This window comes from Rhizobium sp. P1_C7, assembly GCF_056406295.1.
In genome coordinates this window covers 63,988-86,109 of the sequence record NZ_JBFUAL010000010.1, presented here as the reverse complement: position 1 = coordinate 86,109, position 22,122 = coordinate 63,988, and the positions used below count along the sequence as shown (strand labels likewise).

The 22,122-nt window shown below is 59.3% G+C and carries 22 protein-coding genes; 17 read left to right on the top strand and 5 right to left on the bottom strand.

Translation table 11 applies throughout. The features are described from left to right. Window positions 1–127 precede the first annotated feature (127 nt). The 17 genes from AC1D2R_RS17245 to AC1D2R_RS17165 all read left to right on the top strand — a co-directional run bounded on the left by AC1D2R_RS17245 (window position 128) and on the right by AC1D2R_RS17165 (window position 17,097). The gene (locus AC1D2R_RS17245) at window positions 128–1,105 is read left to right on the top strand and encodes an ABC transporter permease (protein ID WP_477968696.1); all 978 of its coding nucleotides are present in this window, start codon (window positions 128–130) and stop codon (window positions 1,103–1,105) included. A 65-nt stretch (window positions 1,106–1,170) separates the two neighbouring features. Beyond that, on the top strand, window positions 1,171–2,193 hold the full coding sequence (locus AC1D2R_RS17240) for a sugar ABC transporter substrate-binding protein (protein WP_477968694.1): 1,023 nt from the start codon (window positions 1,171–1,173) through the stop codon (window positions 2,191–2,193). A 78-nt stretch (window positions 2,194–2,271) separates the two neighbouring features. Then, window positions 2,272–4,395 (top strand): ABC transporter permease, encoded by a 2,124-nt coding sequence (locus AC1D2R_RS17235; RefSeq protein WP_477968692.1) that lies wholly within the window; start codon window positions 2,272–2,274, stop codon window positions 4,393–4,395. Next, window positions 4,392–5,450 (top strand): NHL repeat-containing protein, encoded by a 1,059-nt coding sequence (locus AC1D2R_RS17230; protein ID WP_477968690.1) that lies wholly within the window; start codon window positions 4,392–4,394, stop codon window positions 5,448–5,450. The genes AC1D2R_RS17235 and AC1D2R_RS17230 overlap by 4 nt, the downstream gene beginning before the upstream one ends. 1 nt (window position 5,451) lies before the next feature. Beyond that, entirely contained in the window at window positions 5,452–6,963 is a 1,512-nt protein-coding gene (locus AC1D2R_RS17225) for a sugar ABC transporter ATP-binding protein (protein ID WP_477968688.1), read from the top strand. A 35-nt stretch (window positions 6,964–6,998) separates the two neighbouring features. Next, window positions 6,999–7,853, top strand: coding sequence for a branched-chain amino acid aminotransferase (locus AC1D2R_RS17220; protein WP_477968686.1), 855 nt, complete (start codon window positions 6,999–7,001; stop codon window positions 7,851–7,853). Between the two features lie 13 nt (window positions 7,854–7,866). Beyond that, the gene (locus AC1D2R_RS17215; protein ID WP_477968684.1) at window positions 7,867–8,277 is read left to right on the top strand and encodes a carboxymuconolactone decarboxylase family protein; all 411 of its coding nucleotides are present in this window, start codon (window positions 7,867–7,869) and stop codon (window positions 8,275–8,277) included. An 11-nt stretch (window positions 8,278–8,288) separates the two neighbouring features. Next, window positions 8,289–9,260: a quinone oxidoreductase family protein gene (locus AC1D2R_RS17210; RefSeq protein WP_477968682.1), complete on the top strand. Its 972-nt coding sequence runs from the start codon at window positions 8,289–8,291 to the stop codon at window positions 9,258–9,260. A gap of 580 nt (window positions 9,261–9,840) precedes the next feature. Next, window positions 9,841–11,487 carry a cytochrome-c oxidase, cbb3-type subunit I gene (ccoN, locus tag AC1D2R_RS17205; protein WP_477968680.1) on the top strand — a complete coding sequence of 549 codons (1,647 nt, stop codon included), beginning with the start codon at window positions 9,841–9,843 and terminating at the stop codon, window positions 11,485–11,487. A gap of 3 nt (window positions 11,488–11,490) precedes the next feature. After that, window positions 11,491–12,243 (top strand): cytochrome-c oxidase, cbb3-type subunit II, encoded by a 753-nt coding sequence (gene ccoO, locus AC1D2R_RS17200; protein WP_477968678.1) that lies wholly within the window; start codon window positions 11,491–11,493, stop codon window positions 12,241–12,243. Window positions 12,244–12,261: 18 nt separating this feature from the next. Next, window positions 12,262–12,432, top strand: coding sequence for a cbb3-type cytochrome c oxidase subunit 3 (locus AC1D2R_RS17195; RefSeq protein ID WP_477968676.1), 171 nt, complete (start codon window positions 12,262–12,264; stop codon window positions 12,430–12,432). Further along, a complete protein-coding gene (gene ccoP, locus AC1D2R_RS17190; protein ID WP_477968674.1) occupies window positions 12,423–13,301 on the top strand; it encodes a cytochrome-c oxidase, cbb3-type subunit III in 879 nt (292 codons plus the stop codon). The genes AC1D2R_RS17195 and ccoP overlap by 10 nt, the downstream gene beginning before the upstream one ends. Before the next feature lie 53 nt (window positions 13,302–13,354). Further along, window positions 13,355–13,492, top strand: a complete 138-nt coding sequence (locus tag AC1D2R_RS17185) for a hypothetical protein (RefSeq protein WP_477968672.1) — start codon at window positions 13,355–13,357, stop codon at window positions 13,490–13,492. An 18-nt stretch (window positions 13,493–13,510) separates the two neighbouring features. After that, window positions 13,511–14,317 (top strand): DUF2189 domain-containing protein, encoded by an 807-nt coding sequence (locus tag AC1D2R_RS17180; protein ID WP_477968670.1) that lies wholly within the window; start codon window positions 13,511–13,513, stop codon window positions 14,315–14,317. Beyond that, window positions 14,290–16,605, top strand: a complete 2,316-nt coding sequence (locus AC1D2R_RS17175; RefSeq protein ID WP_477968668.1) for a heavy metal translocating P-type ATPase — start codon at window positions 14,290–14,292, stop codon at window positions 16,603–16,605. The genes AC1D2R_RS17180 and AC1D2R_RS17175 overlap by 28 nt, the downstream gene beginning before the upstream one ends. Further along, window positions 16,602–16,760 (top strand): cbb3-type cytochrome oxidase assembly protein CcoS, encoded by a 159-nt coding sequence (gene ccoS, locus AC1D2R_RS17170; RefSeq protein WP_477968666.1) that lies wholly within the window; start codon window positions 16,602–16,604, stop codon window positions 16,758–16,760. The genes AC1D2R_RS17175 and ccoS overlap by 4 nt, the downstream gene beginning before the upstream one ends. A gap of 37 nt (window positions 16,761–16,797) precedes the next feature. Next, a complete protein-coding gene (locus tag AC1D2R_RS17165) occupies window positions 16,798–17,097 on the top strand; it encodes a hypothetical protein (protein ID WP_477968664.1) in 300 nt (99 codons plus the stop codon). A 481-nt stretch (window positions 17,098–17,578) separates the two neighbouring features. Here AC1D2R_RS17165 and cax read toward each other — a convergent pair whose 3' ends face one another. The 5 genes from cax to AC1D2R_RS17140 form a co-directional block, all read right to left on the bottom strand. Continuing rightward, on the bottom strand, window positions 17,579–18,673 hold the full coding sequence (gene cax / locus AC1D2R_RS17160) for a calcium/proton exchanger (protein ID WP_477968662.1): 1,095 nt from the start codon (window positions 18,671–18,673) through the stop codon (window positions 17,579–17,581). Window positions 18,674–19,229: 556 nt separating this feature from the next. Continuing rightward, entirely contained in the window at window positions 19,230–20,456 is a 1,227-nt protein-coding gene (locus tag AC1D2R_RS17155) for an HlyD family secretion protein (RefSeq protein WP_477968660.1), read from the bottom strand. A gap of 1 nt (window position 20,457) precedes the next feature. Further along, complete coding sequence (locus AC1D2R_RS17150; protein ID WP_477968658.1) at window positions 20,458–20,904, bottom strand: hypothetical protein; 447 nt, start codon at window positions 20,902–20,904, stop codon at window positions 20,458–20,460. Beyond that, window positions 20,901–21,209 (bottom strand): hypothetical protein, encoded by a 309-nt coding sequence (locus tag AC1D2R_RS17145; protein ID WP_477968656.1) that lies wholly within the window; start codon window positions 21,207–21,209, stop codon window positions 20,901–20,903. The genes AC1D2R_RS17150 and AC1D2R_RS17145 overlap by 4 nt, the downstream gene beginning before the upstream one ends. 342 nt (window positions 21,210–21,551) lie before the next feature. After that, entirely contained in the window at window positions 21,552–21,854 is a 303-nt protein-coding gene (locus tag AC1D2R_RS17140; RefSeq protein WP_477968654.1) for a hypothetical protein, read from the bottom strand. Window positions 21,855–22,122 lie beyond the last annotated feature (268 nt).

Below are 22,122 nucleotides of genomic sequence, written 5' to 3'. Positions count from 1 at the left end.
CAAATCCGCATGGATGAAGAGTGAAAAGATTCATTGGACGAATTGATTTTAACAAGATTATCTTTGCGCGCTACCTCGGGCCGATGAAGAATAAGGCCAAGGTACGATATGGGGCGCGGGGACATTCATGGGCAATATCGGCTGGAGGAGCCTTGATCAGGAACGCGTTGTCCTGATCATAGCGATCCTCATCTTTGTCGCAGCCTCGATAGGCCTGCCCGGATTTTTCACGGCAGACAACATCGTTGCCATCGTTCGCTCGGTCTCGGTTCTCGGCATCCTGGCGCTGGGAATGGCCATTGTCATTATCGGGCGTGGCATTGATCTGTCGGCCGTGGCGATCATGGCGATGTCGGTTGCGTGGTATCTGCAGCTTCTTGGCAACGGCACGAGTGATGGGGTGGCGCTTACGCTGGTACTTGCCGGCGTGCTTGGAGTTGGATTGCTCAACGGGTTTCTGGTCGCCTATGCTGACGTCCCGGCAATCTTCGTAACTCTTGCCAGCGGATCCTTCGTCTTCGGCGCTGTGCGCTCGCAATTGATCACCCAGGATGCCGTGCCGGTGCCACCTGGCCACTGGATCGAGCTATTCGGCGGCCTGCGTTTCTTGAATGTCCCGGTGGAAGTCTTCATTTTCGCCGCCCTCGCCTTCGCGACATTCCTTTTCCTGCGCTATACGAAATGGGGCCGCTACGTCTATTTCGCGGGCGATAATCCGGTTGCGGCACGAAACATCGGCATTCCCGTTCGGCCCATGCTCGTGTTGCGCTATGTCCTATCGGCGCTTATTGCTTTTTCGGCTGGGTTGCTGACGGCGGCAAGCCTTCACTCCATCAACACGCGCATCGTCAATTCGACCCTGCTCTACGATATCGTGCTGGTTGCCGTGATCGGCGGAATTGGCCTTGCGGGCGGCAAAGGCAGCGTTCGCAACGTGTTGTTCGGCGCAGCCCTGATCGGCATCATGCTGAATGCGATGACGATCATCGACATTCCGCTGATTTACCAAAACCTCATTAAATCGACGATCCTGCTCGCCGCCATCATTGTCGATGGCGTGATCAATCCGCGCGACGAGCAGACTGCCCAGCAAGGCGACATTTAATCGATCACTGCCGCCTGTAGGGCGGATAGCCATACTACCAATCGTTACCGCAGAGGGGAAACATGATGAAATATCTGAATTTGCTTATGGCTGCTGCTGCCACGCTTTCCATTTCACTTTTTGCCACCGCGCCGCAGGCGCAGGAAGATCCGGGCCCGGCTGCCTATGCCCAGGCGCTCAAGGGCAAGCGCGTGATGCTCATCCCTCTCGCCATGGGCTTCGACCTGGCGCAGGGCTGGGCACACTACATCAAGAAGGAAGTCGACGCTTTCGGAGGCACCTTCGAGACCCGAGACCCCAACTGGAGCACGGAAGCGGGTGCTCAGGCGATCACCGAAGCGATCTCCTCCGACAACAAGCCGGATGTGTTGATCGTGCATTCACCGGATCTCAATTCCTACTCGCGTCTTTTCAAGAAGGCGCAGGCAGCCGGCATCTATGTGATCCTGATCGACAACCCGGCCAACTTCCCGGCTGACGCTTTCGTGGGTTCGGATTGGGACAAGCTTGGTCAGCTCGAGGCAGAAGCCGTCATCAAGGGTTGCGGCCCGAACTCCTCCAAGAAGATCGGCCTTGTGCAGGGCGATCAGGTCAACGCCTCCAGTCTCTACCAATATGCCGGCATCATGAAGGTTCTTGAAAAGAACCCTGACTTCAAGGTCGTTGCAAAGCCGGATTCGAACTGGGACGCCACTACGTCGCGCAACGTGACGACCACGATGCTGCAGCAGAACCCCGACATGTGCGGCATCATCGACTTCTGGGACGGCGATGCAACGGGTGCGTCGGCTGCGATCCGCGATGCCAAGCTTCAGGACAAGGTCTTCCTCGTGACCACCGGTGGCGGCGAGAAGGCTGCTGATTGTGACAACCTGGAAAACGGGACCTACGGTGCCGTCGTCATGACCGACCTGCACCACCAGTCGCGCGACATCAACGCCATCATCAAGTTCCTGTTGCAGAGCGGTCAGCCGGCTGGCACGTCGAAGACATTTATCTACACGCTGGAAAAGGCGACCACCAAGGCTGATCTCAAGGCCGACAGTTGCTGGGATCTGAAGGCCTTGCAGGCCGAAGCTGCCAAGTAAGCACTTGCCCTCGCGACAGACGGCCGGACCATTTCCGGCCGTCTGTCCTTTTCCCTTCCAGTGCCTTGGTATAACGCAATGTCCCTTCGCGAACGCCTGCAGTCGTGGCGATACAACCTGATTCCCGATCATCTGGTCGGTGAGATCCTCACAAAACGCTGGACGGACAACGCGATTCCGTTCCTCGCGCTGGTGATCACCGTGGCGACCTTCGGCTCCGCGATCCAGGGGTTCTTCAAACTCTCCTCCCTGCAGGATTCGACCCGACAGCTGGGAGAGTTCTCGATTGTCGTCACGGGCTTGACCGTGGTCATGCTCGGGGGCGGCATAGATCTGTCGGTCGGCTCGATCTTTGCACTATCGACCTTCGCCGCGGTCTCTGTGTTCTTCATTTTCGAGCAGCCCGTCTGGATGGCGCTGCTCGCATCGCTTGCGACCGGCGTGGCGCTGGGCGCTCTCAACGGCTACCTCGTCGGCTTCTTGCGGCTTCGCGCCTTTCTGACGACGTTGGTCACCTTCATCATCGGTCGGGCCATCTTCGATATCCTGGTCATCAACTTCGCAGCCCGGATCCAGATGTCGCTCGCCTCGTCTGAGGCATGGGACTACATCGGCGACGGCACCTTCCACGGCTTCTCGATTTCCGTTTTGAGCGCGGTCGTTCTGGCGGTCGTCACCCATATCGCATTGACGCGTTCGCGCCCCGGCTGGCATGTGCTGGCCGTTGGCGGTTCGCGCCGCTCGGCTCACAATGCCGGGATCAAGGTCCGGCAGACGGTCTTCATGACCTATGTCTTCTCCGGCTTCTGCGCCTCGATCGCAGGCTTCCTGCTGGCCTGCAGGTTAAGCGGCGCCGGTCCGGGAACAGGTCTCAATCTTGAAATTCTGGCGCTGACAGCGGCTGTTGTCGGCGGCAACAGTCTTGGCGGCGGGCGCGGTTCGGTCGTAAAAGGCATGATGGGCGCAATTATTGTGCTAGTCATGACAAATGGGTTGATCCGGCTGGGTTATGGCACCGGTACCAACCAGATGGTCCTGGGCCTGATGCTGGCCGCGGCCGTCACCATCGATATCCGCTGGCTGAAGAACCGGCACAAGGTCCTCAACGAGGTCTACGTCGCACCCGTCTACCTGAAAATGGGCGAAACCCAGTCTGCCGTCCCCGGCTCTGGTACAGGCTATGCCCTCAACGATCGACTATCGCAGACCGATTTCATCGGCCTTAGTCAACTGGAAGGTCCGGAGGACGTGATCCTCGACCGCGACGATCACCTCTATTGCGGTACGCGCCATGGCGAAATTATCCGGTTCTTCGCGCCTGACTACAATCGCTCCGAAGTGTTCGCTCATATCGGCGGGTTTCCGCTCGGCCTCGCCTTTGACCGCTCCGGAAACCTCATCAGTTGCGTGGGGGCCATGGGGCTGTACTCGATTTCGCCGAAACGCGAGGTCGCCAAGCTGTCTGCAGAAACGGCACGCTCCTGGACGTCGGTGGTCGACGATGCCCGTCTTCGTGATCCGAACGACTGCGACATTGCCCCGGATGGCCGCATCTATTTTACCGACTCCACCAAGCGCTACGATGCGCACGATTGGGCTCTGGATTCGATCGAAAACCGGCCGACCGGTCGCCTGCTCGTCTACGATCCCAAGGACGGTTCCACCAGGACATTGCTGGATGGCTATCGCTATACCAATGGCGTCTGCATCGCCCATGACGGCAGGTCTTTGTTCTTCGCCGAAAGCTGGGCCTGTCGCGTCCACCGCTACTGGCTGGAGGGCCCCAAGGCCGGTACCGCGGAGTGCATCATCAAGGACATGCCCGGATACCCCGACAATATCAACCGAGCCTCCGACGGCAGCTACTGGATGGCTTGGCTTGGCATGCGCACGCCGAGTTTCGACCTGTCGCTGCGCCATCCCGCCATGCGAAAGCGCATGACCCGGCGCCTGCCGCAGGACGAGTGGTTGTTTCCGAACATCAACACCGGCGGTGTGGTGAAATTCAACGAAACGGGCAAAATCGTCGATACGTTCGGCGATCTCTCCGGCACGTCTCACCCCATGGTCACATCGATGCGCGAGCACAAGGGCTACCTGTTCATCGGCGGCATCCTCAACAACCGCATCGGACGCTACAGGATACCCGGGGCAGACGAGACCTGGACCAGCGCCACCTCCTATTGGGGGACCACGCCATGATTTTCGATCCGTTCCTGGATCTGTTCCGCGGCAAGGCGGTGACCATCCCCCCTCTCGACGGTGCATTCCGGCCGAACACGAGACTGGATGAAGCCGATGTCTTTTCGACGCTGTCCGATGCGGACAATCTGACGATTTCCAACGGACGGCTGATCGCAAGCAGCGGCAATGGTCTGTTTGTGATCGAGGCTGGCAAAGAGCCGGTGGTTGTCGAGACATTTGACGCGATGGTTACGGCCGTTGCCGCTTCTTCCACCGGCGAGCTTGCTGTCGGGCTTGACACCGGACATCTGTTGATAAGCGGCAATGATGTGGAATTGCCCGGCGCGGTGCGATGCATCACCGCCCTTGCCTTTGCCCCGGACGGTGCGCTGTGGCTGGCCAACGGCTCATCCGAGCATTCCCCATCCGCCTGGGCCTCAGATCTGATGCAGAAGGGTCGCTCCGGCTCGATATGGAAAAGACATCTGCACAGCACTGAGTTCAAGCTGATCGCGGACAAGATTGCCTTTCCCTATGGGCTCTATCCCACCGCAAACGGTGTCGTTTTCAGTGAAAGCTGGGCGCACCGGCTTGTCCACGTCAATGGTATAGATGGGAGCCGCAAGACGGTTCTCGATCATCTGCCTGGTTATCCCGCGCGGTTGAGCAAAGCGGCCGCAGGCGGCGCTTGGCTGTCATTGTTTGCGCCGCGCAACCGCCTGATCGAGTTCATCCTGCAGGAAAGCCAGTATCGCCGCGACATGATGACAGAAGTGCCGCGCGAATATTGGATCGCGCCGGCGCTAGCCTCCAGCCGCAGTTTCCTTGAACCGCTGCAGTGCGGAGGCATCAAGACGATGGGGATCCACAAGCCCTGGTCTCCGAGCCGCTCCTACGGACTTGTCGTGCGTCTCGACGATGCCATGCAACCGCTCGACAGCCTGCATAGCCGCGCCAATGGCGCCCGCCACGGCATCTGCAGCGCTGTGGAAATGAACGGCCAGCTGTTTGCGGCATCGAAGGGAGGCGATTGCATTCTGGCGCTCCCCGCAGACCCCGAAGAGGCGCACTGACATGACCCCATCCGATCCGGAAACGATCGTCCGTCTCGAAGGTGCAACAAAGGCCTATCGCGGCGTACCCGCCCTGAAGTCTGTCAACTTCGATCTGCGCAAGGGTGAAGTGCATGCGCTCCTCGGCGAGAACGGCGCTGGCAAGTCGACGCTGACGAAGATCATTGCAGGCGTCGTGGAAGCGACATCGGGAAAGCTGTTTCATCATGGGTGCGAGGTTGCCTATGCCACGCCGCATGCGGCGCTCAGCGCCGGCATCGCCATGGTGTTTCAGGAGACAAGCCTCGTGCCGTCCATGACGGTGGCGCAGAACCTCTATCTTGGTTCAGAGAAATTTTTGAACCGTCTGCGGGGAACCTATATTTCTGCGCAGCAGTTCCTGCAGTCGCTCAATTTTGCGGTCGATCCTTCGGCTATGGTGGAGACGCTCGGAGCAGCCAAACGACAGATGGTGGAAATTGCCCGTGCGGTCCACCACAACGCAGAGATCATCATTTTCGACGAACCGACTGCGACGTTGACACCAGAGGAGAAGCGCCACTTCTTCGCATTAATTCGGCGGCTGAAGGCACGAGGTGTTTCCATCGTCTTCATCAGCCATGCGCTGGAAGAGGCACTGATGATTTCCGACCGCATCACCATCCTTCGCGACGGCGAAGTGGTGGCGAGCGGCGATACCGCCAGCTTCGATCGCGAAGCCATCATCGCTGCCATGGTCGGACGTACGTTATCGGCCGAACTCTATAAACAGCGTGACGATGCCACGCTGCGCAAGCCGGGAAAGAAGGTCTTGTCGGTGCAGGACATCTCGATGAGCAACATCGTGCGCAACAACTCCTTTTCCATCTTCGAAGGACAGATCACGGGTGTGTTCGGCCTGATCGGGTCCGGCCGTACCGAGACGTTCAAGATTGTCGCCGGTATCTACAAGCGCGACTTCAAACGCGGCGGAACCATCGAACTTGACGACAAGCCGGTGCGCTACGTTGTTCCGCGCCAGGCGATGAAGGACGGCATCGTCTACGTCACGGAAGACCGCAAAAGCGAAGGCTTTTTCGAAACCATGTCGATTGCCGAAAACCTGTTCTCGGGACTGCTTGCCGCCGGCCATGAGCAGGCGTGGATCATCGACGGCAAGGAGATGCGGGACCTGTCGGCCGAATGGACGAGGAACCTCAACATTAAAGCGATCAACGAAAACGCTCGCGTGGTCGAACTGTCCGGTGGCAACCAGCAGAAGGTGGTAATCGGCAAGGGGCTGGTACAGAAACCTCGGATCGTGATCTTCGACGAGCCGACACGCGGTGTCGATGTCGGCGCGATTGCGGAAATTCACCAGATCATCAATCGGCTCGCTGACGAAGGTCTCGCTGTCGTCGTGATCTCCTCCTATCTACCGGAGATCAAGAACCTTTCCGACCGTATTCTCGTCTGCCGGCAGGGCCGTATCGTGGAGGAATTCTCGCCCTCCGAGGCGACGGAAGAGAAAATCATGTACGCCGCCGTTCACTGACGGGCGAGGCACCCAAAATCGATGAGGACTTTGACATGACAAACAGACGCACCACCTGGACCTACTACAAGGGCGCTTGGCATGAGGGCGACGTGCGTATTCTCGGCGCGGCATCACATGCGACATGGCTCGGCTCGCTGGTCTTTGACGGCGCCCGCTTGTTCGAGGGCGTCAGCCCCGATCTCGATCGCCATTCGGCCCGCGTGAACGCGTCTGCTGAAGTGTTGGGCCTGAAGCCGACACTGTCCGGCAGCGATATCGAGGCGTTGACGCGCGAAGGACTGAAGAAATTCCCGGCCGGCACCGATGTCTATATCCGGCCGATGTACTGGGCAGAGGAAAGCGATTCTGGCACCGTGCCCCCGCTGGCCGAATCCACCGATTTCGCGCTTTGTCTGGAAGAAATCCCGATGGTGGACCCGGTGGGCTTCACGATCACCACGACGAGTTTTCGCCGCCCGACGCTGGAGGTGATGCCGGTCAACGCCAAGGCCGCCTGCCTTTACGCCAACAATGCACGCATGATGCGCGAAGCCAAGGCGAGAGGCTTTCACAACGCACTGGTGACCGACGGCAATGGCAACGTCGCCGAGCTGGCGACGTCCAACGTGTTCATGGCACGCGGTGGCGAAGTGTTCACGCCGGTGGCAAACGGCACCTTTCTGGACGGCATCACGCGCCAACGTGTCATAGCACTTCTGCGTGCAGCAGGCGTGACGGTTCATGAAGTGTCGTTGCGGGTCGAGGATTTTCGACAGGCCGATGAAATCTTCTCGTCCGGAAACATGTCCAAGGTCGTCCCGGTCATCGGGTTCGATGACAAGGCGTTCGATTTCGGGCCGATAGCCAAGAAGGCTCGCTCGCTCTACTGGGATTGGGCGCACGCCTGAGAGGAGAAAGACCATGACAACCGTAAAATTGCTGACTGACGCAGACGCTGATGCCATTCCGGCCGTGAAGGCGGTGTTCGACGACATTCGCGCGACACGAAAGTCGGATTTCGTCAACAATTTCTGGCGTGGGCTCGCCTTCGATCCGGCTCTGTTGAAACGCACCTGGGAGCAGCTGAAAGCCGTGATGGTGGCCGATGGTGTCCTCGACCCGCTGGTGCGCGAGATGATCTACATTGCGGTATCGACGGCCAATGGCTGCCAGTATTGTGTTCACTCTCACACTGCGGCGGCCCGCGCCAAGGGCATGAGCGAAGCGCAGCATGCCGAATTGCTGGCGGTCATCGGTCTTGCGGCGCAGACAAACCATCTTGTTACCGCCATGCAGATCCCGGTGGACCCGGAATTCGACGTTAAGAGCTGACGGAGGCGACAATGAGCAAGGGTCTGGTTGCCTTCAAGCCCGGCGGCCCGGAAGCGCTTGTCTGGAGCGACGTCGCGACGGGACGCCCCGGGCCTGGCGAAGTCCTGTTGCGCCAAACGGCCATCGGCGTCAATTTCATCGATATCTATTACCGCAGCGGCCTTTACGCTTGGCCTGAAGAGACAATGATCCCCGGTGGCGAAGCTGCCGGGGTCGTCCAGGAGATTGGCACGGGTGTGACAGGTCTTCGCCCGGGAGACCGCGTTGCCTACGTCACGCCATACGGTGCTTATCGTGAGCAGCGTATCATGCTGGAAAATCGATTGGTTCTCATTCCCGACGGTATCAGCGACGAGACCGCCGCGAGCGTGCTGCTCAAGGGATTGACCGCACAATATCTGATTACATCATCCTATGCCGTAAAGCCGGGAGATACCGTGCTGGTCCACGCCGCGGCGGGCGGCGTCGGCTTGCTGCTGGGGCAGTGGCTGAACTCGCTGGGTGTCCATGCGATCGGAACCGCGGGGTCAGCAGATAAGGTCGCACTGGCCCTGCGGCATGGCTACGAGTACGTTATAAATTACCGTGAGCATGATTTCGTGTCTGCTGTCCGCGACCTGACGGCGGGCAAGGGATGCGCCGTCGTTTATGACAGCGTAGGGCAAGACACCTGGCGCGGATCGCTGAAATGCCTGCAACGTTTCGGGATGTATGTGAATTTCGGGCAATCCTCCGGCATGATCCGGGATTTCGCGCTTTCGGACCTGGCGGCGGGGTCGCTTTCTGCAAACCGGCCGGTGCTGTTTGACTATGTTGCCTGCCGAAAGGATCTGGAGGCACGGGCCGCCGACCTGTTCAGCGGACTGCTGAGGTCACAGCTTCGGGCCGATATCGTGACAACACGCCCGCTGTGTCAGGCGGCAGCCGTACATACTCTGCTCGAAGCCAGGAAAACCGTGGGTGCGTCTGTGCTGATACCTTGAAGGGTCGGCAGATTGATGGGGACCATTCTGCACCAGACATATGAGAAGTCCCTTCTCACGTCCAATTCGGCTTCTCGAGGAGGAGCCTTTTATTGCTCTGGATCTCGAGGCCCTTTGACGAACATCGCCACCGAGACGTCGTGACCTTTTCGACATGTACGGGCGCCGAAGCATGGCTTGAACGCATTTCGTCGATCCTCGATTGTCCGACGCCGTCTGCTCAGCGTCGTTCGTCGTCCTTGCGACCGACACGTTCCCTTCATCGTCAAGTCGGGTGAGCCGAAGCACTGACCAACGAGAAGCCGGCATTCGGGGTCGGGGAGCTCCTTCCAAACCTGCACTTCCCGAAGTCGTGCTTGCGGCTGTCGAACCACTCCCTGAAATCAGAGTAGGTCGACAACGTTGGCCCGCCCCGCAGCAACTCGGTTTCGACTGGCGTCCCGTCTCCAGAAAACTCGAGACCTTCGGTCGGTTCCTTAGGAAGCAGCATGCTTGCGCCTCGCGGGCTGTAAATTCCAGAAGCGATTGCTTTTCATATCGTTATAGAGCACCATCGCTGCCTCAGCCGGGGGGATGGAGCATGGGACAGCTTACAACCGGGGAACGAGACCTCGCAGCAGCCATACTCGTGGCGTTGATGGTCATCGGTGTCGCGATGGCGGCGGCCGGACGTTTTGATCCCATTGGCATTCACGGCGTTGTCGTCCTCCTCTATGCCGGAGCGCTGCTCTGGTACGTCCTGTCGCTGGCTTTCGGCAAGCAGCCCGACGCCGCGCGCTTCTCCAGCTACTATGATGATCCGATCAAGGTCGGCGTGGCGCTCACATTGGCGTGGGCGGTGTTTGGCATGTTCATGGGCGTGTGGGCGGCAGCCCAGCTCGCCTGGCCAATCCTGAACTTTGATACGGCGTGGTCGAGCTTCGGCCGAATACGGCCCACCCATACGACCGGGGTCATCTTCGGCTTCGGCGGAAACGCGTTGATCGCCACTTCATTCCATGTCGTTCAACGAACTTCGCGCGCGAGATTGGCCGATCAGTTTTCGCCCTGGTTCGTGGTCTTCGGCTTCAACCTTTTCTGTCTGATCGCCGTCACCGGGTACTTCATGGGCGTCACCCAATCCAAGGAATATGCGGAAGCGGAATGGTACGCCGACCTCTGGCTCGTGATCGTGTGGGTGGTCTATTTCGCACTCTTTGTACGCACCTTGGCACGGCGCAAGGAACCTCACATCTACGTCGCCAACTGGTACTATCTCGCCTTCATTATCGTCGTGGCGATTCTCCACATCATCAACAACCTGGCGGTGCCCGTGTCGTTGGCACATGCGAAAAGCTACACGGTGTGGCCGGGCGTACAGGATGCGATGGTCCAATGGTGGTACGGGCATAACGCCGTGGCGTTTTTTCTGACGTCAGGCTTCCTGGGAATGCTCTACTATTACCTTCCCATCCGCGCCGAACGACCGATTTTTTCCTACCGGTTGTCCATTCTCAGCTTCTGGGGGATCACCTTCTTCTACATGTGGGCAGGGTCCCACCATCTCCATTACACTGCGTTGCCGATCTGGGTGCAAAACCTTGGGATGACGTTTTCCGTGATGCTACTTGTCCCGTCATGGGCGTCCGCCGGAAACGCAATGCTCACCTTGAATGGTGCCTGGCACCGCGTCCGTGATGACGCCACTCTCCGTTTCATGATGATGGCGGCGTTCTTCTATGGGCTGTCGACATTCGAAGGATCGTTCATGGCAATCCGCCCCGTGAATTCGCTCTCGCATTATACCGATTGGACCGTAGGCCACGTTCATGCCGGTGCGCTGGGATGGGTGGCCATGATGACATTTGGCTCGCTCTACACACTCATTCCATCGATATGGAAGCGCGAAAGGATGTATTCGTCGACCTTGGTTGAAGTCCACTTCTGGCTGGCGCTGGCAGGCACGCTCATCTACGTCTTCGCCATGTGGAATTCCGGCATCATCCAGGGCTTGATGTGGCGTACATATTCGGCTGACAACACCTTGGTTTTTTCGTTCGTCGACAGTCTGTTGGCGATGTATCCCTACTATATCGCACGCACCTTCGGCGGGCTGCTATTTCTTCTTGGGGCGATCGTGGCGAGCTTCAATGTCTGGATGACAGTCCGGACGGCTCCCGCCGCCGCGGGAGCGCCTCACGACGCGCCGCTGCCTTCGGGCGTTTTCGACAACGCGCCGGCGGAGTGAGAGATGAGCGACCCTCTGCACAGAAGACTGGAACGGACGGCCGTCGGGTTCATGTTGGCCATCGTCGTGGCGGGAAGCGTCGGTGGGCTCGTCGAGATCGCCCCGCTATTCACGATCCACGAGACGGTCGAAGACGCCCCCGACATGAGGTTGTACACCCCTCTCGAGGCGGCCGGACGCAACATCTATGTGCGGGAAGGCTGTTACGCCTGTCACAGCCAGATGATCAGGACGCTGCGGGACGAAGTCGAGCGGTACGGCCCTTACTCGCTTGCCGTCGAATCCAAGTACGACCATCCCATGTTGTGGGGCTCGAAACGCACAGGTCCCGATCTAGCCCGCATCGGGGGCAAGTATTCCGATATCTGGCATGTGGCGCATTTGATCAACCCTCGCGACGTCGTCCCGGAATCCAACATGCCGTCCTACCGATGGTTGGCAACAACCACCCTCGATCTTGCCGATCTGCGCGATCAGCTGGCGGCACTGAGAACCGTGGGAGTGCCTTACACAGATGAAATGGTCGCAAACGCAGCGGCCGACGCCCTCGGCCAAGCCAATCCGGACAGCGATCAATCCTCAGGCGTCGTGGAACGTTACGGGCAAGATACACAGGTCTCTGCGTTTGACGGCGTAAAAACCAGCGTGACTGAAATGGACGCCGTGGTCGCATATCTGCAGGTCCTCGGTCGGCTGACAAAGGCGGCCTATCAGAACACTGCGGCACCGGAGAAGATGCCAGACCCCAACAACTAAATCCTCAGGGGATTTGAAATGGATGTTACCCACGAGACAATGTTGGAACTGTCCAAGGTTTGGGGCCTGTTCTATCTCATCCTGTTTTCGATCGGGGTGGTCGTCTACACTTTCTGGCCTTCAAACAAAGCGCGTTTCGACCGGGCGGAAACGGACATATTCGACAAGGACGACACCCCATGGCGATAGAGGAAGTCGATCCCGTAACAGGCCGGAAGACAACGGGGCACATCTGGAACGGCATCAAGGAGCTGGATACCCCGGTGCCGCGCGGAGTATTGGTGTTCCTGATCATAACGCACCTGTTCGCAGCTCTATGGTGGATCCTGTATCCAGCCTGGCCGCTTGGAAGCACGTATACGCGGGGCCTGATCGGGACAGGTCAAAGGCAGGTGGTGGAGCGCAAGATCGTCGAGGCTGATGCTTCGCGCGCCCAGTGGATCGAGAAGATCGAGACCAGCTCCTTCGACGAAATTCGCGCAGACGACAAGCTGATGCAGAAGGTGGCCTCCAGTGGTCACCAGTTGTTCGGAGACAACTGTGCCGCCTGTCATGGGAGAGACGGAAAGGGCGGACGTGACTATCCCGATCTTACCGATGACGACTGGCTTTGGGGTGGTGGACCGGAAAAGATCGTCCAGACGATGACGGTGGGAGTAAATACGACGCACTCACAAAGCCGCGTTTCGCAGATGCCTGCCTTCGGAGCGGACGAAATGCTCAACCGAAAACAGGTCAGCGACGTCGCCGCCTATGTCTACTCGCTAAGCAATTCGTCTGCCGAAGCCGTAGACGCCAGCCAGATCGCTGCTGGCCGTCAGGTGTTCATGGCTACCTGCGTGGCATGCCACGGCGCCGATGCAAAAGGCAAACAGGACGTCGGCGCGCCGAACCTGACGGATGGTCACTGGATTTACGGCGGGGGTATCGAACGGATCATCCAGTCGATCCATGGCGGCCGGCAGGGACATATGCCCACCTGGGACGAGCGTCTCAGCCCTGCAGAAATAAAGATACTCGCGCTTTATGTGAACAAGCTGGGCGGGGGACCGCCGTGATGGCCCATAGGAAGAGACCTATACCAAGAGCCTTTAAATGGCTGGTGATCGGCATGATCGGCGCTACCTTCGTTGGGGCCAACGCGCATCTTGTTTACATGGCGATCGCCACCGATCCCCCTTGCATCGAGCATATCAAGGAAAAAGGCCAACAACCGAACCAATTCAGGGCCGCCGATTCAGCTTGCTGAACGCACAGGGAGGATCAGATGCCGCAGGGCGACAATTCCGGCCGATATCGGAGCGAGGTATCAGGGATCGAAGAGACCATGAATCCCAAGTTCCAGCGGCATCTGCCGCTCGGCGCTCCGTTCGCTTGGCTTGGCCAAGGCTGGCGGGACCTGATCCGGCAACCCTTGCCAAGCCTCGCCTACGGGTTCGTCGTGTTCTTACTCGCGTTGGCGGCCGCCGCGATGCTGTTTCGATTCGGCCGCGACTATCTACTTTTCCCGGCGCTCGCGGGAGTGTTGATCGTCGCGCCGCTCTTTGCCGCCGGGCTCTATGTCAAAAGCCGGACCTTGGCGAACGGGGAGCGCATTACGCTCGGTGCGATGCTGAATGTCCGGCCGAGAGCCGGAGGGCAGGTCTTTTTCACGGGGATGCTGCTGTGCATGCTGATGCTCCTCTGGATGAGGGCCGCGGTCATCATCTACGCGCTCTTTTTCGGTGTTAACCCGTTCCCGGGTCTTGATGGCGTTGCAAGGCTGTTGGTCACCACCCCGTCGGGCTGGGGCATGCTGGTCGTAGGCCTGTGCGTCGGCGCATTGTTCGCTGGGTTCGCATTCGCCATCGGAGTGTTCTCCATCCCGATGCTTCTTGATGAGCGCATAGACGCCTTCACTGCGATGGGAGTGAGCGTTGCAATGGTCTGGAACAACATGGGACCGTCAATGGTCTGGGGAGCGATCGTGCTCGCCCTCTTCATCGCCAGTCTGCTGACCGGACTTGTTGGACTGATCGTCGTTTTTCCTTTGCTCGGCCATGCCACATGGCATGCGTACAAGGCAATGAGGTAAGCGAGGAACGCCCAATGACCTGCTGCGCGTCGATTGCCTCGTCTCTCCACGAGCCCGGACCCAGAAGGCCGGGGGTGGACGAGATTGCGTTGGCCAGCAGGGATCTTGGCAATGGCCTCCGACAAATCACCTTGTCGGTCCCGGATATGCGATGCGGAGCCTGCATGGCGCTTTTGGAATCGACACTGGGCAAGGTCCCCGAGGTTCGATTGGCGCGTGCCAACCTGACGGCGAAGCGGGTGACCGTCAACTGGCAGGCTGATAGTGGCGCGCCGCCGGATTTCGCCACGCTGATCGAAAAGATGGGCTACACCGCCGCCTTGCCGACGGAGACCGGCGACCTTCTGCACGACGAGATGTCCGGACTGTTGCGAGCGCTTGCAGTCGCAGGCTTCTGCTCGATGAATATCATGGTGCTGTCGGTATCGGTCTGGGCGGGCGCCGACCCGGCGACCCGTCAAGCTTTCCATATGATGTCGGCGGCCCTCGCTCTTCCCGCGGTGATGTACTCCGGAGCCACATTTTACCGATCGGCCTGGCGGGCGCTCGTGCATGGTCGGGCGAACATGGATGTTCCTGTCAGCATCGGCGTCCTGCTATCCTTCGGTCTCAGTTTCTACGACACGGTCATCGGAGGACGGCAAGCTTACTTCGAGGCCAGCACCTCGCTGCTGTTCGTCCTGCTCGTGGGCCGCACACTGGACAATCTGATGCGAAGGAAGGCACATTCGTCCGCAGCGGCGCTCGCCGACATGATGCCGAAAGGCGCGAATGTAATCCGCGCCAACGGACAGATCGAGTACGTTCCGCTGGAGGAAATCGCGCCCGGAACCCGCACTCTGATTGCCGCCGGCGATAGAATTCCGGCTGACGGCACCATTCTCTCCGGCCTTTCGGAGCTTGATCGCTCGCTGCTGACGGGAGAGAGCCGTTCTGAGACCGTCGGACCAGGCGGACAGGTTCGCGCAGGCGAATTGAACGTTGGCCATCCCCTGACTGTCGAAGCCACCGCGGCGCCCGTAGATTCGACGCTCTGCGAACTGCACAGAATGCTGGAAGCCGTCGAAGACGGCCGGTCTCAATACAGGATGCTCGTGGACAGGGCCGCGCGCCTCTATGCGCCAATTGTCCACGGCCTCTCCGCTCTGACATTCATTCTGTGGTTCGTGACGACGAACGATGTCCACCTCGCACTGACGACCTCGATCTCCGTCCTGATCATAGCCTGCCCTTGCGCCCTCGGGCTCGCGGTACCGATGGTCCAGGTCGTCGCCGCACGCAAGTTGTTCAAGCACGGCGTCGTGGCGCGGGACGGTTCGGCGCTGGAACGTCTGGCGGAAATCGACACCGTCGTGTTCGACAAGACCGGCACCCTAACGCAAAGCAAGCTGACCCTGTCGACAGGGAGTTGGATCGGGCCAACGGAGCTTTCGGTGGCAGCTTCGATGGCGCGGTTCTCTACCCATCCGATGTCGAAGGCGGTTGCAGACTATGCCTCACGGCGCGGGCCGCAGGCCCTCGCGCTCGACGACGTCAGAGAAATTCCGGGGCACGGTCTCGAGGCATCTTTCGAGGGGCAGCTCTACCGACTTGGACGATCGGCCTGGGCGGCGGGTGGCCCGGCGGGGGATCCGATTGCCGCAGCCTCCACGGTCGTACTGACACGACACGGGGAAATTCTTGCTTCCTTCACTTTCGGAGAAAGGGTGCGAGCGGGCTCGGCCGAGGCGGTGCAGTTCCTGAAGGGCAGCGGCGTCTCCATACAGATGCTGACAGGCGACGTCCCGGATGCAGCACTTGCCGTGGCAAGGCAAGTCGGCATCGACACGGTAACGGCTGCCGCCCTCCCGCTCGACAAGGCCAACGCGATCGAAGCGTTGCGCGTCAGTGGACGCAAGGTGATGATGATCGGCGACGGGATCAACGACGCGGTGGCTCTCAAGACCGCGCATGTTTCCATGGCACCGGCATCGGGAAGCGACATCGGTCGAAGTGCCTCCGACTTCATCCTGCTCAATGGAGACATGGGCGGAGTGAAAATTGCAGTGACAACGGCCAAGCGTGCGGCAGCGCTGATCCGCCAGAATTTTGGTTTGGCGATCGTCTACAACTTGTGCAGCATTCCCCTCGCATTGCTCGGCTATGTCAACCCGCTCATCGCCGCGATAGCGATGTCCACGTCGTCCATACTGGTCGTGGCGAATGCGATGAGACTTGAACTTGATGGACCACCGCGGCACGAGCAGGACCTGAGACAGGCACATGAGTTGATCGGAGCAAAACCATGAGCACGTTGTCGTTTCTGATCCCCGTAGCTCTCCTGATGGGTGTCGCTGGCCTTGGCGCGTTCCTTTGGTGCTTGCGCAGCGGCCAGTACGACGACCTGGATGGTGCGGCAGAGAGGATATTGTTCGAGAAGGACGACAAGCCTCTCGGCGGCTGAGAACACGTTGGTAGAACACTTCAAGAAGGAGGTTCGAATGGGAAATACGGATCAGTCTCCGTCAGGTGCCTCAGGCACCCCTCAAACTCCGCGTATCCGCACCATCGATCCGTCGGAATCCGTTACCGGGGTGGGCATTGTGTTCGGCATCCTTGGTGCGGTGATCGGCGTGGTTTCGACTGTCTTCATGGCCCAGGCGTCCAGCGTCGGCTTCTGGATCGTATACTGCCTGATTGGCGGGCTGGCGGGGGGATCGGCGGGCATCGTCGTGGGCGGAATGTTTGGAGCAATCTTTGGCGTGATCAAAGGGGAGACCGGCTCCGGACGCAGCCGCTGACGGTGCGGTAGCCGCAGTCGGGTGTGTCCGAGCCGGTCAGAGAGCTGCGGGCCATCCTTTTAGGAATTCGATGTGAAGATCTCCGGAACGACGACATCCCTTTCCTTCGGCGGAGTGCTCGTTCCTATAAATTCGGGCTTAGCGGCGAACCGTGCTCCAACCCGTCGTTCGGCCCGTCGGAAGCTCGAATTCGATATCGCGATCTGCCGCCCGGAAGAACAGCATGAAGAACCGTTACGCCACTCGTTGCACAACGTCGCCTTGGCTGGATATCGCCATGCGCGACCCGGTACGGCGGGGTGGCCCAATCATTGCGACTCCGCCCGCTGAAGGATGAAATGCATGGCCGAAAATCTTGCAGCTTCAATTCGAGGGACGTGAATGGCTTTCTCCCGTTTGATGGCTCTTACCTATTCGTGACGTCATTTGCCTCAACACTGGAGACCCTATCGGGACCGATGATCGAGGCCCCGATCTGCTGCTACTGGCTTTGTGGAGGCAGCAAGTACAGCGTCATGGCGAGTATGAGGTAGACGATCAGCATCAGAACGCCGACAAACCACGTCGACCGGCCGCTGTTCGTCACGATGGTCGCAGTCATCATGGCAACTATGATCATGATGACCGCCCCCGGCCAAAATTCGAGGTTCATCGGGGTGGGGCCGATCACATAGCTGAGAAGCACAAGGGCCGGGGCGACGAACAGGGCGATCTGCGCGGCGCTGCCGAGAGCGATGCCGACACTCAAGTCCAGCCTGTTCTTCCGGGCCGCCGAAAAGGCGGAGGCCATCTCCGCCGCTCCGCCAACCAGCGCCACGACGATGAAGCCGACGAATGCCGGGGTCATTCCGAACGTCTCGGCAGCCGCCTGGACGGACTCGACGAATATTTCACTGACAAGTGCAACAAGCACCGTCACTCCGGCCAGCGTAATGAGGGCCACTTTGAGGGGCCAGGGAGCGTGCTCCTCCGCGACTTCCTCGGTGGCACCGAACAGTTCGCGGTGGGTCTTCAACGAAAAGAGGAGGCCCAACCCATAGGCCGCGATCAGGAGCACCGACAGGCCGACACTCAGTTGTTGCAGAAATTCCGGCGCAGCTTCAGAACCGGCCGAGCCCACGGCCGAAGGGATAATCAAGGCGACCGTCGCCAGAAACAGCAGGCTTGTCTGCAGACGGGCGTTGCCCCGATTGTAGTCCTGGATGTGGTGTTTCAACCCACCAAGCAGGAACGATGCGCCCAATAGGAACAGAGTGTTGGCGACGATGGCACCGGCCACCGATGCCTTCACCAGGGTGAACTGGCCAAGGCGCAGCGCCGTGAGTGCAATGATCAGTTCGGTGAGGTTCCCAAGCGTTGCATTGAGAAGCCCTCCAACCGCATCGCCAGTTTTGGCCGCGACCGATTCCGTGGCGTTGCTGAGCAAGGTGGCCAAAGGAATCACGGCAAGCAGCGCAAGCACAAAAAGGAGTGTGTGCGCCTCGGGTCTGATCTGCTGCGCCGCAATCACGACGGGCACCATGACGAGGAGCCACAGGACCGGGTTGTGTCGGATTTCATTCCACACATAGCTCATTGAAAACCTCCTGCTGAAAGCTTGAATGAAGTCGAGCTTACGAGTTGGGATCGATCCCCGCCCCACTATACACTCACTGCCGCAACAAGCCCGGTGAGGACGATGCCGGAGAAGCCGATGGCGACCGCCAGAACGCCGACAACAAAGGCGAAATAGAGGGCATCGGTCAACGGCCAACCTTCAATTCGTCCGGCGAGACGTCCGCAACCCAGCATGACCACCACACAAGATTGGCCACAGCACCCGCAGCGAACGAAATCTGAAAAAGGCGAGCCTGGTCTGTCGGCGTCCCACGGAATCCACCTTGATGATAGGCTTCCTCTCTGGCAGGCATGTCGGTGAAAAGTGAAGGCGATAGTGCCCCCGTTTTATGCACTCGTTGAACGCCCCTCCGAAGGCATGTCAGATCGCAGTGTTCCCGTCGATCGACGAAGTCCTCGGTCTTCTCGGCAGCGAGGAACATCAATGAGCTTTGCCAATCCACTCTGTCCGAGATGGTCACGCGAGCCATACGAATACCATCTCTGCCTCTGGACCGAGCAACGCCTGCTCCAGTTCAGTGACCCTGAAAGACGAGCGTCTGAACCGGCAGAAGCAGCGCCTGAATTCGCAGGATCATCGCATGCACAAGTCCTACGGCATCGACCATATGCAGGGCAAACCCCTTGACTGTGCCAATGTTTGGATCGGCGAGCGCGTCGTGATTGTTCGTATAGGCATTGGCGATGCAACTGCTTCCAGGTGGAACGCTATCGAGCCCTCCCGGAAAGAGCGGCTGTAGGAACACGGTCAGTGTTCCCGGCTGGGCCATCCGTTGCACATCGATCAGTTGATCCGACGCGCGCAGTTGTCCGGCGGCGATAACGTCCTGAACTTCTGTCACTACCATCGGTATGATCGTAAACGGCTTTCCGATGCAGGTGGCCTCGGCGATCATTCCTTTTTTCATAACCTGCGCCTCGATCTGGCCGAAGCCGGCAATCAGCGTGCCTTGCCCAGCGCCTTCTGGAACAAGAATGCCAGCGGGCCGCAGCAACGCGTTGACGACGTCGCCCCGACGCAGCGTGAACTGCTGCACGGTGCCCGTGATCCCTGCCCGGACGATGGTCTTGTCCAGTTCGACCTGCGCCTGCGCCAACGCCGCATCGGCGCTTGCCTTTTGAGCCGGTAAGAGCGTGGAAATCTTTGTCTCCAGGGTCTGCTTTTTCGCAACCGCTGAGTCGAGCACTCCCTTGAGGCTGTCCATAGTCGTCACGAGGCGCTCGACCTCGCGCCTGGCGACAGCGTTGTTGGTCAGGAGCTGAGCCTTCATCTCGTATTCTTCGACGGCTGTCTGATAGGCTCCCTGAGCCTGCTTGATCTGGCCATCCACGCCTGCAAGCTCAGTCTGGGTCACCTTCATCCCGGCTTCGACTTCGGCAATGAGCCGACGGGCTGTCTCCAGTGCGGCCTCCTGTTTGGAGCTATCGAGCCTGAACAGTGGCGCTCCGGCCTCGACTTTCTGGTTCAGCCCGACGAACACTTCTTCGACGCGCCCGTTTGTCTCCGGCAAAATCGTGACGGTGCGAAATATCGCCGTGACGTCCTTGGTCGCCGGGTGGAAGTAGAAGATCATGGTAATCAGGGAAACGGTGAGGAGCAGGCAGGCGGTAATGCCCCATCGGAGCTCGTACCATACCGTATAAAGCGTAATATCCCGACCGATCCGTTTTCCTTGCACGTATCGCCGGAACAAATAGTCGGGGAGGATCGTCAACATGGAGCAGAGGAGCAGCTCAAACATTTTAGATATCCTCTCCATGCGCGCTGGTCTTGGACGGCGGCTCTATCGTCTCCCCATCTCCAGGATCCTCCACAATCAGAGCAGGATCACCCGTTACATCAGCCTTGCGGCCGGAGAGTTTGCCGAGAGATTGGGCGATTGAGTAGAGCGGAGTGGAAAAGTCTGGAATTTGAATGAAAGCCAGAAGCAGGCCTGCAATCCAGAAAATATGGTTGTGGGTGAACAGCGAGATGAGCGCCAGAACCGCCACGATCTCCATCTGCACTTTGCTCGTCTTGTGGGCCCTGCGCTCAGGAAGGGCATGCAATTGGAAATAAAAATTGCCGATGGCCAGCACCGCCACCAGCAGAAAGACAAGGACGCCAATGAATAGGTAGTCTGTCTGTCCGGGAGGCGTAATGAAAAACGGCAAGTGTTCGATCGCCGCTGGATGAACTGATTGCGTCATTGTTGCCACCTGGAAGAAATAGATTGCATTCGTAAAAGCCATGGTTTTCTGCGTATAACTGCCGGGTCCATCCCGTCGTCGAGAGCGTTTTCGATTTCCTTCGAAAGAGCCGCGACCAATTCCTCGTACACGCTGCGTCGTTCGTCTCGCTGATCCGTCGAGGCCTCCCACTTCGCAAGCTCGGCCTTTGCCTCGGGAAGGGCCATGCAGATCTCCCGAAGCGATTTATCCCGCTTCGCTCGACCTTCGATCGCCTTGGCGCAGGCTGGAAAATGCCGCGCCGCTGCGGCCATGCCTTCGTCCATCGTTCACCCCGCTTCACGACTCATGGCACGTTCCACCGAAACGTCGACCATGCACTGCTGTAGTACGTGGACGGCGCCATGGTTGGGCAGTATGTTACCGTAGCATACGGGCACGCGATGACATCTCTCCCGGCAGAATCGGGAGCAATCCATGCAGACGATGATGCCCCCGGAGGGGTCGCCATCCCTCCAGTCCGGCCGCCACCGGCATCATTGGACGAACGCGCTCAACTGGAGCGCATCTTGTCCAGTGCGGAATCGCCTGGCGTCAAAGCGAGGCCCATATTTCTTTGGTACGTCGTCGAGGACGCGGGTCGAAGGGCGGGTCAACCTTATCAATGGCTACTCGGTTGCGATAGAGGTATTCACCCGGGATGCGGACTTCAGCAGGACGACCCGGTCGTTCGTATCGAGGCGGAAACGGCTGCGCCGGGCGAGCGTCACTATCTGATCCCGGGCCAGGACGTCTCCGTTCGGATCGACATCCCAAAAGACGGATACGTTCCGGTGTTCCCCTGGAATGACGCCACTCAGCGTCGCCACGGCGGTGGTATTGCCCCGCGGCCAGGACGAACCGTTGTGGCGCGCAAGACGATCCATGCTCGCCGCAACCGTTGCCGCAGCAACAGTGATGATCTCAGCCAACTGGATCGCAGAACGATCACCCTCTGATCCGTCGCTCCGCCGGCGAGCCTGGTTTCGCCTGACCGTCCGACCTCTGAGGTGGCACCCTTCGCCAATCTCGATGACGAACCGGGATCCCGGCTCTATTTCGCTGGATTGACGCAAGAACTGCTGCCCGCTCTGCCCCGTTTCAAGGAGATCAAGGTCTTTGGCCGCGAGACCTCGAACGCTCTGCGGAACATGCTGACCGCCGATCGCGATCGTCTGCTCGAGGGTCCTTGCAAGACAG